The following is a 15,989-nucleotide window of genomic DNA, read 5'->3' as shown; positions in this document are numbered from 1 at the left end:
AATTTTATGTATAGGCATTGATTTCCCCTCATTTTATAAAAATTGTATGGCTATGGCAAGAGCAGCAACAGAAAAATATTACTACAGCCGGTACATGCTGGTCCAAGAAGAGCAAAAGCAGCAGGAGCATCCATTTAAGGAGCAGATTTGGCAGTTATTTCAGTCTGCGGATCGGGCGAATATAGAGTTGGCCTTGAGCTGGATTAAGAGTTTGGAGATTCCGATGTTTCAAGAGCTAGAAGGCTTAAAAGAGCTATATGTAGCTAGTTGTGGGCAGCGGATCAAGCAAATGGGGGGCAAAGAGATACAGCAATTATTTTCCTTAGAGCATTTATTTATTCGGCAGCGGTCTTTATATCAGATACCGGAAGTATTGGGTCGTTTGCGGCAGCTTAAAAAGCTGAGTATATTTCATAGCCGAGCCAAGCGTTTGCCGCTTAGTATTGGGCAATTGCATCAACTGGAAGAGTTGAGCATACAGATGAGTTTGCTGGAAGAGTTGCCTGAGGAGATTGGACAGTTGAAGAGCCTTCGTTGTTTGCATTTGGGGCAGTTAGAGCTTTTGTATTTGCCTAAAAGTATTGGGCAGTTGCGGCAGTTGGAAGAATTGCAGATTGTGGCTTCGCCGCTTATGTATTTGCCCGAAGAGATTGGTCAGTTGTCTAGTTTGCGCAAGCTAGTCGTTGAGCATAGCCAATTAGAGCAGTTGCCTAAAAGTATTGGGCATTGTTGTCAGTTGCAGGAGTTGAGTTTGCGAAATAATAAATTGGAGCGGCTACCTTCTAGAATTGCTTCTTTACAAAGATTACGGCATTTAGATTTGAGTCAGAACCGCTTAAAGCGCCTGCCTTTTACTTTGGCGCGTCTGCCTTTGCTGCAACTACTTCAGTTGGATGATAATGAATTGGAAAAGCTTCCGACAATAAAAAATTGGGGGCAGTTGAGTGAGTTATCGATTCGGGGAAATAATTTGGCCAAATTGCCAGCTACAATTGGCTTGCTTCAGCAATTAAAAACCGTGCGTGTAGAAAATAATCAGTTATCGGCCCTGCCCATAAGCATTATGGATTTGCAAGAGTTGCGCAGTTTGAACTACCAGGAAAATCCCTTGCGGCAAAAAGATATTGATCCAGAACTGATTGTTTGGCTCAACAATAACGCTTAACTTGGGCCCAAAAGATGGCTAGTGATTTTTATGAGGCGATCTATGAGCTGGTTCGCCAAATTCCCAAAGGAAAGCTTTGTACTTATGGCCGAATTGCCGCCGCCTTAGAAAAAACTGGGGCGGCTCGGCAGGTGGGCTATGCCCTAAATAAATGCCCAGCAGATGTGCCCGCCCATAGAGTGGTGAACCGCTTGGGCCGATTGACGGGCAAGCTGCATTTTGGCGGCCAAACGATGCAGGCCCTTTTAGAGGCAGAAGGGCTAGAAATAATAGAGGACCAAATCCAAAATTTTGAAAAATATATTTGGGAGCCGCTAGAAGAGCTTTAGGGGTAGAAGAGGCGGCTTTGCCGCCTCTGGCCTAGCGATGCGGCGGGGGGGCCCTTGGGCCAGACCCAGGCGGCAAAGCCGCCGCAGGGCCGAGCGAACAGCGAGCCCCAAAGCGTAGCGCCGAGGAGCGTAGCGAGGCGGAGGCCCCAGAAAACTGTTTAGATATCAATGAGTTCAGCAAAAAGAAGCTTATCTTTTCAAAAAAAAGATGATGCTAAGAACCTTATTATCCCTCCCCCTACTTTTGCTGAGCAGCTATTTGTTGGCCCAAGAACCCTTTGAGTGGTTGTCTTGTGGCAGCCCCTCGCATAAGTCGGCCTGGCTAAAGAATTATCAGGCCAATCCCAGCCAATACGCTCCCCTCTTGGCGGCCAAATCCAATAGTACCCAATATATTGGGCTAACAATTCATCAGGTATTTAAGGATGATAGCACGGGCAGTATTCCCATCGACCAGATTTTGCAGTCGGTCTGCCAGCTCAATACCGATTTTGCAGCCACGGGCATCCAGTTTTATGTAGAGCCCCCCATTAGCAAGATTTATGATACCGACTTTTATGTGCATGATTCGGTTTCGCAGGGCGGCCAAAAGATGCTGCAATATAATAGAGATAGCAGCCTGAATGTCTATTTTGTGGCTTCTGCAGCTGCCGGAAATTGCGGCTACAACCTCCCTTATGCCGGGGTGGCCATGAGCAATAGTTGCTTGACGGGACACACCTTTGCCCATGAGTTGGGCCATGCTTTGGGCTTGCCGCATACCTTTATTGGCTGGGAAGGGGGCCAAAGCTGGAATGGCAGCCCGCAGACTAGTTTTTCGCAGCCAGCTCCTACGCAAGTAACTATTAACTACACTGATTTTAAGGACCAACCCTATCCCGATACCCTAATTATCGACACCCTTTTGGTCGAAAAGGTGCCCAGAACTGGCCCCAATGCCAACTGTGGTATTGCCGCCGATGGCTTTTGTGATACCCCAGCCGATTATCTGGCCTATCGTTGGGGCTGTAATTCGACCAATGCCGCCAGCACAATTTATCAGCTAGATCCCGATAGCGTAGCTTTTCTAAGTGATGGCTGGTATATTATGTCTTACGCCCTGAGTAGCTGCCAGGTCGGTTTTTCTCAGGAGCAAATTCAGGCCATGAATGCCTTTTTATTGACGGAGAGAGGGCATTGGATCGGGCAGCCTAGCAGCCTAGATAGCTTTAGCAATTTGAGTACTTTGCTCAGCCCTAGCCAAAATGCCATTATTCCCGCCGAATACCCGCTTTTTCAGTGGAATGCCACCGCTGGTGCAACGCACTACCTTTTTCAACTCTACAAAGAGCCCATAGGAGGGGGCCAAGTTATTGAAGAAGTGGTTGTGGCCGATACCTTTTTTCAAAGCAACCGCATTTTGTCGCCTCGTCCCAATATGTTCCCTTACAGCTGGCGAGTAATGCCCTTAACCTACAACTATTTTTGTGCGGGATATGGTCCCACACAACAGTTTAATACCAACTCGCCCACGGCCCTAAGCGATTTGGATATGCCCGTTTTATCAGACTTTCAACTGGGGCCCAATCCTTTGCCGCAGGGGCAGCCTTTGCAAATTTTATGGACCCTAGGGGGAGAAAAAATGGGCCAATGGCGAATTTTTAATGCCCAAGGACAGTTGATCTGGGAACAAAGCGCTCAGTTGCAAGCTGGCGCGGGCCGCTATCAGTTGCAATTGCCTACAAATTGGGCCAGCGGCAGTTATTTTTTGCAGTTTCGGAGCAAAACAGGCGAAACTCAAGGCAAATTATTTATCATTAAGTAAGAACTCATTTAAAATAAGAGATATGTTTTTGATTGGAAGTATTATTTTCTGGACCATGGCCGCAGTGGTCGGCTATTTTTCGCTCATTCCCCTCAAAGCGGCCGCAGAATACCGGTTTAGAGGCAAATTGGGCCTAGCAGTAGAGGGGATTGGTTTTGCCGTTTGCCTATTGGCGGCCATTGCTACCGGTGGTTTTGCGGGCTATTTGTTATTGGGCGGTGGCATCGCAGCAGGGGCGGCTATTCGCTCTCGCTCGGGCAATGATCAACGTTATTTGGAGTAAGAGCAGCCCCCTATAAGAAACAGCAAACCGCTAATTTCTAGATCTAGAAGTTAGCGGTTTTTATTTTGGGGCTGCCCCTTCCTTCGGTCGGGTCGGGCTGTGTCGTGGCTCGCAGGTCTGCTCGGCCCTGAGGCGGCAAGCCGCCTTGGTCTGCGGCTTCGCCGCCCCACTTTCCATCCCTCAGCCGCGGCGCTGCGCGCCTTTGCGGCGGCTTCGCCGCCTACAGGACCCTACTCCTTATAGTGGTCCAAAATTTTGGCTTTCATCTGGAAATATCGAAAAATACCCAAGAAGAAAATGACTAAACCCAAGGCAAAAAGCGCATAGGCCGTATAATGAGAGCTCAGTTTATCGGGATAAAAATTGATAATGGCAAAGCCCGTAACCACCATATAAAGCGCTGTGCGCATAAAAGAAAGTGCGGTGCGCTCATTGGCGAGGTGGGTGCGGTCTAGAGCGAGTAAATCGCGGACCAAAGGCTGGGGTTTATTATTGGTAGGATCAGACATAAGTTATTTTTCTTTTAGGCTTAAGGAACAAAAAATAGCCATCATTTTCTGTGATAAGGTTGGCAGTTGGCTTAAATTTAAGAAGACTTTAAAATAACGGTCAAAATATTTTTTGCTTAGGTTAATGCTACTATCTTTGCGCTTAATCTTAATTAGATTAAATCTTAATAAACTAATAATGATGAAAAAGTGGACCTTAGCGCTAGCCTTGGGCGCATTGAGCCTAACGGCTTGTAAGAAAGATGAAGACCCCAATGATGGTTTGAAAGATGAGGTAGTGAGCAACTACTGCGAGATTGTTTATGCTTCTTATAGCGACAGTCATTTGAAGGCTCAGGAATTGCAGACTGCCATTAACAATTTGGTAGCTGGACCTTCTGCTACTACTTTAGAAGCGGCCAAAACGGCTTGGAAAGCGGCTCGAGAGCCTTATGGCCAAACGGAGGCCTTCCGTTTTTATGATGGTCCTATTGATGATGCTGATGGGCCAGAGGGTGATTTGAATGCTTGGCCATTGGATGAAAACTACATTGATTATGTAGAGGATGCTTCTGGAAATATTGTAAATGGCGGCATTATCTATGATACGGCCAGTTATCCTATTTTGAGCAAGGCCCTATTGGCTAGTTTGAATGAGCAGGGAGGCGAGAAGAACATCAGCATTGGGTATCATGCGATTGAATTTTTGCTTTGGGGTCAAGACGATATAGACGTCAATGTAAATCCGGGGCAGGGCGGAGACCGCAGCCATACGGATTTTGCGGGTGATATTTTTGCGCAGCGTCGTGTTCAGTATTTGCAGGCAACTACTGAGTTGTTGGTAGAACAATTGGCAGAGCTGAAGGCAGCTTGGGCTGTTGGAGCGAGTTATCGGGTCACTTTTGAGGCCATGCAAGATGATGTAGCCTTGGCCAAAATTTTGAGTGGGGCGGCTATCTTGTCCAAGTCAGAATTGGCTGGAGAGCGGATGTTTGTGGCTCTAGAGGCCAATCCGGCGGATAATCCGCAGGAGGATGAGCATTCTTGTTTTTCAGACAATACGGATAGAGACATTGTGACCAATGCTTTGGGGATCAACAATGTATTGACTGGGACTTATGAGGATGTGAACGGTCAAATTATTGGGGACCAAGAGCATTCTATTTTGGCTTTATTGCGTAATTTGGACGAGCAGAAAGCGGCTAATTTAGAGACCGCTATGGAAGAAGTTATGGACAAAGTCAATGCGATTCCCAGTCCATTTGACAAATACGTCACGCAGGAAAATGTAGGTGATAATGGTCCTGTTTTTCAGGCTATTACGGCCTTGCAGGAGCAGGGTGATTTATTGGCTGATGCGGCGGTGGCTTTAGGCTTTACGATTAGCACAGAGCTACCAGAGTAGGGGAGAGCTCCTAATAGTATATGAAGAAGAGCGGTCTAATTGGGCCGCTCTTTTTTTTTAGACAAAACGTAGACAATTAGGGGTAAAAGAAGATTTAGGGGTATTTAGTCTTTTTTTAGCAATTGAAAAACGCTATTTTTAGACAGTTTGGAAAAGCGGCTTATTTTGTCTGCGTATAGAGGAGCGAAGCGACTGGCTGAGGGATGGAAAGCAGTGCCGCGAAGCGGCAGACCAAGGCAGCTTTGCTGCCGCAGGGCCGAGCGAACAGCGAGCTGCGACAGAGCCCGACCCGCCCGCAGGGCGGGGCAGCCCCAAAAAAAAATAAAAAAGAGGGGAGAGAGTAGCCGAAGAAAAGCTTAAAATCGTTTTAACGTTTGATAGCGGGCACCCTTGGCTGAGGGGCGATGAGAATTAGAATAGAAAATGCAACACTATGAAGAACATATTTACCCTTTTATTGCTGAGTTTGAGTTTTGGTCTTTGGGGGCAGAAAGTGACAACGATAACGAACTTAGCTGTTAGTTCGGCTATACAAGAAGCTTGTCCGACGCATGATGTAAGAATTAACTACAGTGGATATTCGGAGCATCCTGACTTCTTTTTTTTATCGGTAAAGGGGGGCCGGCAGCGCTTGGTGAAAACATTGCCCACTACAGATACGGTATATTGGTCTCATGTTCTGGCTTGGCAAACTGCGACGCATTTGAGTCCGCCCTTTGGGGGGTATACTACGGATAGTCTTATTGGGCAGCCGACTCGTCAGGGGGCGGTGGGCAATTATTCTGGAACCATTACTTTTCAGGCGCCTTCAGATATTACTTCTGGGACCATTGTGTTGTATGCGGTAGATAGTAATTATACGGTGGCGCCGATTCCATTGGATACCATTGTGTTGTTGGCGACCAATCCGGATGTAAATATGTCTCCTATTCCAGACACTATGTGTACGACGGGAGATGTAGAAATTTTTGTTACGCCAGCGCCTTCTTCTTCTTTGGGGTCGGGCTCGATTAGTATTTCGAACACCGTTGCGCTTACGGGATATCCGCCGAACAATTATATCATTACGGATAACAATCCGAATACCTCTTTGGACTATACTTTTGTGCCAAATGGTTTGAATGGGGCGACTTCTATTGTGGCGGCTCAGGATTTGTCTACAACCTATACGCTTCGTTATGATTATCAGCCGATAATGCAAACGACAGCAGCTAATTGTCCGTCTAAGAACAGGTCTCAAATTACCACCATTTATAACAATAATATTGATGGGGCAACTTTTGCGGCGGTGACCAACCGGGAGGATAGTGCTGTTTTGCAGTTGCAAGCGGTTACTCCGACTAGTTTTGAGAACTTGATTGTTAATAATAGCTTGCTTGATACGATTTATGGGACTTATGTGATTGATGGGGAGGTTTTTCTGGCTTCTCAGTCTGGTATTGGGACTTTTCCGGTGACTTATGAGGTAGAGAATGGGCCTTGTTTGGCTCAGGCCACCGCCAATGTTTTGGTTAGAGATGTTCCTGGGCGGGTAATGCCTTATTCTTATTGTAGTTTGGATACGGCCTTTACATTTGGGCGTGACAATGATAATTTTCCTTGGGATCCTCTTTATTCGGGCCGCAGAGGCGGGACCATAAAAAGAGGCTACCTAATGGATGTAGATGTGCAGCCTGCTTCTTGCCTAACGATACTCAACAGTAACTTGGGCCAAGAGCGTTATCAGATTGATCCTGCAGCTGCTCCTTTAGGAACAGATACCATTTGGGTGAGAATTGAGTATCAGGAGGAAACTCGGGCCTATGATAATAGTAGTAGTGGTAATGGCAATTACAATAACAACAATGGCACACAGGATGTATCAAATTATCCAACTCTAGACACCGTCACCACCTTGGTCTATTATGAGGCGATTGAGTTATTTGCTCCGCAGGAGCCGGTGATTGACACTACTTTGCAGGCGAACTACTGTAATGATGTGGCTATTGTGGGTTTAAATTCGACGCCAGCTGTTGGGATCCATGACTTGATTACCTTAACGGGCCCGAATACGGGGACCGTTCGTCAGGCGGGCAACAACTTTAGTCCGGCAAGTTTGCACCAAGGAGAGGTCAGTGATATTCGTTACCGTTTAATTTATGAATCGGGAATTGGTAACTGTATTGCTTATGATACGGCGGAGTTTACGGTTGTGGCCCCGATTAGCTTGGCCTTTATTGGTCGGAACTCGGCCAATCAGGGAAATGGCAACAACACCTATTGTTATAATGATCCATCTAACCAGCTCTTGACCGCTCCTGCGCCTACTATTTATGACCATCCTGATTCTTTGCAGCCTGGAGAGGGGAGTTTTACTGGGCAGGGGATCCAGGGCTTTGGTCCGATCTTTAATCCGCAGGCGGCAACTCCAGGTACCTTTAATATTCGCTATACTTATGTCAATCAGTATGGTTGTAAAAGCTTTATTGACTCGGCCTTTACGGTAGATCCTGGCCCCAACCCCATTTTGTCTAGTGATCAGCTAGGAGATACTTATTGCGCCAATGATACCCTAGGCATTTTGACTGGTTCGCCTGCCGGGGGAGTCTTTTTTGGTCCAACGATCCAAAACCCTCAGGATAGTGCCTTTCAGCCCAATATTATTTATGCCCCGCCCACGCCTAATACGGCAGGGATGGTAGACTTTGAGTACCGCTATACCGACCCCAATACGGGCTGTAGCGATACTACTTATTTAACGATAACCATTAACCCCTTACCGCAACCTAGCCTGACGGTCAGCGATTATTTCTTCTGTGAATCAGATCAGCCCGTTAGTCTAAATGGACTACCCGCTGGTGGGGTTTTTTACTACTATAATACAACAGATACGCTTTATGATGCGACCTATTATCCCAATCCCAATTATCCAACTTTGCTCAGCAGCACTAGAGTGGATACAGTGGTTTATGAGTTGGAAGAACTGGGTTGTGTTAATAGAACAGAGGCCGTACTCACCACTTACCCCAATCCCGTCTTTGGCTTTTCTACCGTAGATGGAGGCGGCGACACAACAACTCATGTTTGCTTGGGCCAAGATACGCTCTTTTTCTTCCCTTATTTAACTGCCGGAAATGTACTGAATTATGATGGACCAGGGGTGCTCAATAATACCGACTTTTTGCTGCCTCAGGTGGCCGGTGTCGGTGCACATAATATCCGAGCAATCTATGAAGACTCTACCAATTTTCCCGCAGTTTGCCGAGATACAGCCTCTGCCGAGTTCTATGTGCATAGTCAGCCTAATGTGAATTTTAGCTCTATCGATGGCTGCGGAACACAAGATGCCGTGCTCTTTCCAGATAATGCACAATTGGGACTAACAGGAACCATCCCCGGAACAACCACCCTCTACGACTCTATCTCTCAGGTGACCTGGGATTTTGGAGATGGAACGATTCGCTCTGGAATATTTGACCTATCGGATAATACAATTGATACAGTCCATTATGTTTACCCCCAAGAAGGGGTGTATACCGCCTCCCTTTTTGTAGAAAATAATAGCTATTGCTCCGATTCTGCAGAATTGCGCATTTTGGTGCTGCCCGCTATTCAACCTACCGACTCTCTGCCCTATTTCCAAGATTTTGAAGCCGATGCTGGCGGATGGATCGAAGAGGCCGAATCGGCCAATACGAGCAGTAACCTCTGGGAATGGGGAACCTCTAACGCCAATGTGATTGCTTCTGGACACGGAAATACCTGGATCACTGGCCTCAATAGAGCCTATACCTCAGGCGGAGAAGATGGCTGGGTCTATAGCCCTTGTATTGATATGACAGCCCTCGAACGCCCCATGATGAGCCTCGACCTCTACTATGAAACAGACCCCGGAAATGATGGGGCCGTGATTGAATACTTTGATCAAGATGTCAATAAATGGCTGCCTCTTGGCGAACAGGGCCGCGGAATCGAATGGTACAATTATAATGTGGTGGCTGGCCGACCAGGTGTGCAAAGTCTAGCCCCCAGAGGCTGGTCAGGCGACTCTGATGGCTGGCAGGATGCCCGCTACAAATTAGACGACCTCATGCACTATACTAACCTCCGCCTCCGTATCGCCTTTGGCGCAATTGGCGTAGTGCAAGGCCTCGATGGTGTAGCCTTCGATAATATCTGGATCGGTAACCGTAGCCGAAATGTCCTGCTCGAACATTTCTCCAATTCAGGCCTCAATAACTTTGACTACGTGAACCAACATGTCTATAACCTCATGTATCGCACCCCCGTCATCTATGATGCCGTGATGCTCCAATACCAAACGAGCTTCCCCAATGCCAACGACCGATTTAATCTCTTTAATGTCGATGACCCCTCCACTAGAGTTATCAAATATGGGATCTCACAGGCCGGTAAAGCCCTTATCGATGGCCAAAGATTTAGCGCTACTTCCAATTCTCAAGATCTCCAAATGGTCGATTTTGAAGAGGATATGCTCCGCTCGCCTAAGTTCAATATTAGTATCGATACCTTTGTAAGCTATGCCGGAAATACCCTAGAAGTAGCCGTTACACTTACCGCCCTAGAAGATCTTCCACTGGGCGATTATGATCTGCATATCGCCATCCTAGAAGATTCACTCACTTATTTTAGCGGAGAATATACCCATAGCGTGATGCGCAAAATGTTGCCCGCTGCCGATGGTAGCCGATATAGCCGCGCCTTCGCTGTTGGCGACCAAGAACATATTCGATATACCTGGAATTATCCCAATGATTTTGACTTTAATGAAGCCTCGGTGGTGGCCTTTATCCAAGAAGAAACAGCCACTTCTAAAGAGGTTTTTCAAGCCACTAGCTCCAGAGATATTACCATTTATCTCGACTCTCTGGGTACCTCTACTTTTGAGGCCGCTCAGGCCGCCGCAGCTCCCTTCCAAAATCTAAAACTCTATCCCAACCCCTCCTCAGAGTTCTTTAATTTGCAGTTGGCAGAGCTCCCCCAACAAGCTCACAGCTGGCAAGTCACCGACCTACAAGGCCGCATCTTTGAAGAAGGAAGCTGGGAGCCCGGCCAAGAAAGTCTACAGCTCTGGGCCCGAGATTGGCCCGCTGGCGTCTATATTTTCGCTATCCAAGGCCAAGGATTCCAAGTACAACGCAAAATGGTACTGGTCCGATAATTTGGGGCCCGCGGCCGCCCCAATAAGGGCGGGCGGCCGCCGCTAGGCTCCGCCGCTCGCAGGTCTGCTCGGCCCTTCGCCGCCTCCGGCGGCTCGGTCTGGCCTGCGGCCACGGCTGCGCAGCGCTGGGCCATTGGCCCTGCGGGCCTGGCCGGCTTTGCCGGCCACCCCATCCCTGCCACTAAGGACCATCTCCGCCCTAAAATGAACTAAAGCCCGCTGTATTTATAAACGGGGCTTAGCCCCAAGGCCCGCCTGTCTCTAGGCAAAAAGCAAACACCTACAACCTATCCATAGCAAGAGCCACCTTCTTATCTAAAACTAAAGATATGAAACAGCTGCTCCTCCTTCTATTGGCCTCCGTTCCCCTAATCGCCTGGGGCCAAACAGTAAGTATTACCAATAATAACCATACAGGCGCCCTCTTTGAAGCCTGCCCAGGCGATCAACTAACAATCTATTATGAAGGAACCAATAAAGCTCCCCACTTTTTCTATGTCCAACATGAAGATAATACAAGCTCTCTTTGCCTCATTAAACAAGCCAATAATGGCTACCTCGGCAACCCTAGTAGTGCTAGTTTCTATTATCGCGATGGCCCAATCAATGATATTACTGTAGACCTAGACCCCACAGAACCCGCTTACCCCCCAGCCAATATCCGAACAGTACAAGTTGCTCCTAATGACGTTTTTCCCGCTACCATTTTACTCAACTCAACAACTATAGAAGGAGATACCGCAGGCCAAATGACTTTCTCTGTACCCAGCGATATGCAATCAAGCCAAATTACTTTTTATCATTATGATGAACAACAAGATACTGGCTGGGCTGTGCTGAACTTCTTTTTACAAGTGGTACAGGCCCAACCCGAAATTATAGCCCCCCAAGAGGTCTGCTCTAGAGATACAATTGCTGTCCAATTAAGCCCCCAACCCAATACAGGCTTTGGCTATAATCCCAACTCAGGACCTACCTACCTACGACTGATAGAAAGTAGCAGCAATACCCCAATTACAGGAAATTATCTGCAAAACCCCTCTTCCCAAACTAGCTATATTGGCGCTAGCTATGACTTTATACCCGATGGAATAAATGGCAGCGCAGCACTAACCACAAATAGAAAAAATAGAGACCTACGACTAGAATATCGCTACCAACCCTATATGCAAACCACTACAGATGTTTGTAATACGGTGAGTAGCCGACAACTAATAACAATTCATAATAATAGCCTCGATAGTGTCGCCTTTGCTCCAGTAACAAATAGCTCAGATACCGAAAATATCCGTATTATCGCTAGTGAACCTGCCTATTTTACCTCTATCCTGAACTCTAGCCCCCCCATAGCCAGCAGCTTTTATGGCGTTTATGCTCAAAATAACCGCTTTTTAGGCGCTACCGCAGATTCTGGCCGCTATGAATTGGGCCTGCAAATAGATAATGATGGCTGCATCGCCCAATTAGGCGACTCTATTAACGTCTTAGCTATTCCACCCCGCCTTTTTCCCGAGGTTTACTGCCGCCTAGATGGCCCTCTAGAGTTTGGCCGAGATACCGCTAATTTCCCATGGGATGCTAGCTGGCAAGGACCAGACGCCTCTCCAACAGCTAACCAAACCCGCCAAAGAAGAGGCTACCTAATGAATGTTCAAGCTAATCCCTCTTCTGCTCTGCAACAAATCAATAGTACCCCAGGCCAAGAACGATATAGACTGCTGCTGCCAAATGGACTAAATAGTGTGCTGCTGACTATAGAATATCTAGAAGAAGTTAGAGATAGAGAGTATGTGACTACTTCTCCAACAACAGGACAAGCACAAACCATCTATACAGGACAAGAGGTTATCGTTCGATATCAAGAAACTATTCAAATTGTAGACCCACCCGAAGTGGCCATAGACTCTACGATTGCCGAGAATTACTGTAATTATGAAACCTTTGTCAATTTAGGCGGCTCTAGCCCCACTAATGGAGTACATTATATTACCGCTCGTAACGGAAATGCAGCCAATACTTCAACGACCCTAGGGGCTATTTTTAATCCTAATGCTGTTTATACCGCAACGAATGAAAGCACTGATGTCAATTACTACCTCATTTATGAGGCCGGACAAGGAACTTGCACCGCCAGCGATACGGCCAATGTCCGCATCCTTGGAGATGTGGCCCTAGCTATTTCTGGCCGAAACTCTAGCTCTTTGGGCAATCAAGGGAATCGCTATTGTACAAATGGAGGAGTAGATATTTTAACAACTTATCCCGCCCCAACTTCTTATGCCTCTACAGCTAATCTTTTGGCCTCTCAGGCTAATTTGACAGGAGCAGGTATTGTTGGTGATGGACCTCTTTTTAATCCTGCCGCCGCAGGAACAGGCCAAAAGGTGATTAGCTATACTTATGTGAGCCAATATGGCTGCGTTTCTTCAATTGACTCTATATTTACTGTGAATCTCTCTCCCAGCGTAGGGCTCTCAACCGATGAAGTAGATACCACCTATTGCGCCGACGATACAATCGGTATCTTAACGGGAACGCCTTCTGGCGGAAGCTATTCTGGCCCAACGATTTCTGGACCAACAGATATCCAGTTTAATCCCTCTGTCGTCTATAGCCCCATCTTGCCCAATACCCCCGGTTATGTCAATTATGCTTATGTGTATCAAGATCCTACAACCCTTTGTAAGGATACCGTAGAAATAGAAGTAACCATCAACCCACTGCCTAGCGCTAATTTTACGATGGCTAGCTACCATTTTTGCCAAGCCGATGAACCCCAAGAGCTCTTTGGCTTGCCCACAGGCGGACGCTATTTCTTTGGAGATACCTCTAGCACGGGAGGAATTATGCATGGCGCCCTTATCTATGGGCAATATTGGCCCAATCCGAATTACTCGGATACGACACGCTATCCCGCTTTGGTCAAAGATACCCTTATCTATGAAACGGAAGCACTCAGTTGTACGGCCCGAGATACCCAAATTGTCCATATTCACCCGCATCCAGAGTATAGTTTCTTTGCTACTCATGATGTTCAAGGTCTGCCCGCAGATGCTACCGTAGATGCCTGCTTTGGCCGAGATACGCTCTTTTTTCAGCCTAATTTGCTTAGCGGAAATGTCCTAAATTATAGCGGCCCCGGCGTACTCTTCGAAAAAGAATTTATGATTTCTAGTATCGCTGGAGTGGGAACACACCAAATTCAAGCAGTTTTCCAAGATACTAGCAATACCTTTGTTTCTTGTCTAGATACCGCTTGGGCGAGCTTTAATGTGCATAGTTTGCCCAATGTAAAACTGAGCGCCGACAATAGCTGCTCTACAGATTCGGTTTTCTTTGAGATCGATAATGATAGTATGAATTTGGTCGGAACGATCCCCGGAACAACCACGCTCTACGATTCTATTACTACCGCCCCTTTGGGATATGGGGGCGATGGCAACAGCTTTGCCGCTAGTTATGATAATAATAACCAGTTTCCAACTTTTAATTACCAATATAATGGACCCGGCATTTTTGAGGCCTCGCTTTTTGTCGAAAATAATAATTATTGTAGCGATTCGGATACTATTCGGGTGTTAGTGCTGCCCAATGAACAACCGAATGCCCTGGCGCCCTATAGTGAAGACTTTGATGCTAGCGCCAACGGTTGGCTAGAAGAGGCCGAAGGCCAAGCCCAATCGAGTAACCTCTGGGAGTGGGGGATGCCCGCCGATATCGACATTGCTCAGGATCATGGCCAAGTCTGGATCACCAGAACCGATAGTACTTATGGCCCAGATGAAAGTGCTTGGGTCTATAGCCCTTGTATCGACCTAACCGCCCTAGAACGCCCCATGCTCAAACTCGATTTCTTTAATGAAACCGATGAAGGAAATGACGGAACGCTGATCGAATATTTTGATCCCCAAACAGAAAAATGGTTGCCCTTAGGAAATGTCAATCGAGGGATCAATTGGTATAATCAAGCTGTAGTGGCTGGCCGCCCTGGGGTGCAAGATCTGGCCCCCAGAGGCTGGTCTGGAATAAGCAACGGCTGGCAAGATGCCCGCTATACCCTAGATGCTTTCCGCAATTTTGAGAATTTCCGCTTTAGAGTGGCCTTTGGCGCCATCGGGGCCTCGCAAACACCGCTTCGTGGCTTTGCCTTCGATAATGTTTGGATCGGGAACCGAGAACGCAATGTACTGCTCGAGCATTTCTCTAATGCTGGAGTGGTCAATATGGATCCGATTAACCAATATGTCTATAATTTGGTCTATGCTACGCCTGCCGTCCGCGATGTGATTTTACTACAAATCAATAATGAAGATCCCGCTTTTGACCCCATGAATAGCCTGAACCGAGACGATCCCTCGGCTAGGACCTCTATTTATGGTATTGATGGCGTAAGCGCTAAGGCGGTAGTTGATGGTCGCCGCTATAGCAACAACCCACCCAATTCTGCCGATTTGAGACAGGAGGATTTTGAAACCGATATGCTAGAAGATGCCCGTTTTGATATCCGCCTCGAGCCAATTGCCTTTATTGGCAATAATAATCTGCAAATCAATGCAACTCTAATCGCCAGAGATACCTTGGCCGCTGCAGATTATGATTTGCAGCTAGTGGTTACGGAAGATTCAGCCGTTTATTTTTCTAATGGCGTAAATTTCCATACGCACTCTTTGCTCCGCAAGATGTTGCCCGATGCCGCAGGAACTCGCTTTAGCCAATCTTGGCTGCCCGGCGATAGCGTTCAGCTTTCGGAGGTTTGGACCTACAACCCCAATAATATCGATACGGCTCATCTGGAGGCAATCGCCTTTGTGCAGGAGGATGCTCCTGCTAGCCGAACAATTTATCAGGCGGTGATGACTCGAGATATTACCGAATATGTCAATGCCCTGAGCAGTACGGAACTCGCCGAGGCGCAGGCCGAAGCGCATCAGATCAATACGGCTTTGCTTTCGCCAAACCCCGCTGTAAATTATACGCAGTTGTTGTTTGCGCAGCCGCTCCGCCAAGATTTCCAATGGTCGCTAATCGATCTGCAAGGAAGAGTATTGGCCCAAGGCCAGCTAGAGGCAGGCAGCCAAAGCGCTCGCTTCGATCTGCATGATTTGCCCGCAGCTCCTTATTTCTTGCAAATTGGCAATGCCAATTTTAAAACGACCAAGAAGTTTACGGTAATTCGGCCCTAATCTTTAGGCGCAGAAGGGGACAACAGCTTGCTGTTGTCCCCTTCTTTTTTTTGCCCGCCCCAAAGGGGAGCGCCTGGCCCAGCGCTGCGCAGCCGTGGCCGAAGGCCAGACCCAGGAGCGAAGCGAGGCAGGGCCGAGCAGACCTGCGAGCGGCGCAGCATAGCGGCGGCC

8 protein-coding genes are annotated in these 15,989 nt (G+C 47.4%); 7 read left to right on the top strand and 1 reads right to left on the bottom strand.

The window, feature by feature from the left end; translation table 11 throughout:
- Positions 1-52 precede the first annotated feature (52 nt).
- The 4 genes from SAPGRDRAFT_RS03485 to SAPGRDRAFT_RS03470 all read left to right on the top strand — a co-directional run bounded on the left by SAPGRDRAFT_RS03485 (position 53) and on the right by SAPGRDRAFT_RS03470 (position 3,581).
- A complete protein-coding gene (locus SAPGRDRAFT_RS03485; RefSeq protein ID WP_002657219.1) occupies positions 53-1,165 on the top strand; it encodes a leucine-rich repeat domain-containing protein in 1,113 nt (370 codons plus the stop codon).
- A gap of 14 nt (positions 1,166-1,179) precedes the next feature.
- Complete coding sequence (locus SAPGRDRAFT_RS03480) at positions 1,180-1,494, top strand: MGMT family protein (protein ID WP_002657217.1); 315 nt, start codon at positions 1,180-1,182, stop codon at positions 1,492-1,494.
- A 208-nt stretch (positions 1,495-1,702) separates the two neighbouring features.
- Complete coding sequence (locus tag SAPGRDRAFT_RS03475; RefSeq protein ID WP_037349793.1) at positions 1,703-3,298, top strand: zinc-dependent metalloprotease; 1,596 nt, start codon at positions 1,703-1,705, stop codon at positions 3,296-3,298.
- Positions 3,299-3,320: 22 nt separating this feature from the next.
- Positions 3,321-3,581, top strand: coding sequence for a hypothetical protein (locus SAPGRDRAFT_RS03470; RefSeq protein WP_002657214.1), 261 nt, complete (start codon positions 3,321-3,323; stop codon positions 3,579-3,581).
- A gap of 230 nt (positions 3,582-3,811) precedes the next feature.
- Here the strand turns inward: SAPGRDRAFT_RS03470 and SAPGRDRAFT_RS03465 are convergent, their stop codons facing one another.
- Positions 3,812-4,090 (bottom strand): DUF202 domain-containing protein, encoded by a 279-nt coding sequence (locus SAPGRDRAFT_RS03465; protein WP_002657213.1) that lies wholly within the window; start codon positions 4,088-4,090, stop codon positions 3,812-3,814.
- 178 nt (positions 4,091-4,268) lie between these two features.
- On the opposite strand from SAPGRDRAFT_RS03465, the gene SAPGRDRAFT_RS03460 reads away from it, so the two are divergent.
- The 3 genes from SAPGRDRAFT_RS03460 (at position 4,269) to SAPGRDRAFT_RS03450 (ending at position 15,818) form a co-directional block, all read left to right on the top strand.
- Entirely contained in the window at positions 4,269-5,474 is a 1,206-nt protein-coding gene (locus tag SAPGRDRAFT_RS03460; protein ID WP_253271256.1) for an imelysin family protein, read from the top strand.
- 433 nt (positions 5,475-5,907) lie between these two features.
- A complete protein-coding gene (locus SAPGRDRAFT_RS03455; RefSeq protein WP_002657209.1) occupies positions 5,908-10,635 on the top strand; it encodes a T9SS type A sorting domain-containing protein in 4,728 nt (1,575 codons plus the stop codon).
- Between the two features lie 329 nt (positions 10,636-10,964).
- Positions 10,965-15,818 carry a T9SS type A sorting domain-containing protein gene (locus SAPGRDRAFT_RS03450; RefSeq protein ID WP_002657208.1) on the top strand — a complete coding sequence of 1,618 codons (4,854 nt, stop codon included), beginning with the start codon at positions 10,965-10,967 and terminating at the stop codon, positions 15,816-15,818.
- The last annotated feature ends 171 nt before the right edge of the window (positions 15,819-15,989 follow it).

Source organism: Saprospira grandis DSM 2844, from assembly GCF_000275825.1.
Classification (GTDB): Bacteria; Bacteroidota; Bacteroidia; order Chitinophagales; family Saprospiraceae; genus Saprospira; species Saprospira grandis_A.
Note: the sequence above shows the minus strand (reverse complement) of the source record. Positions and strands in the feature narration are given on the sequence as shown.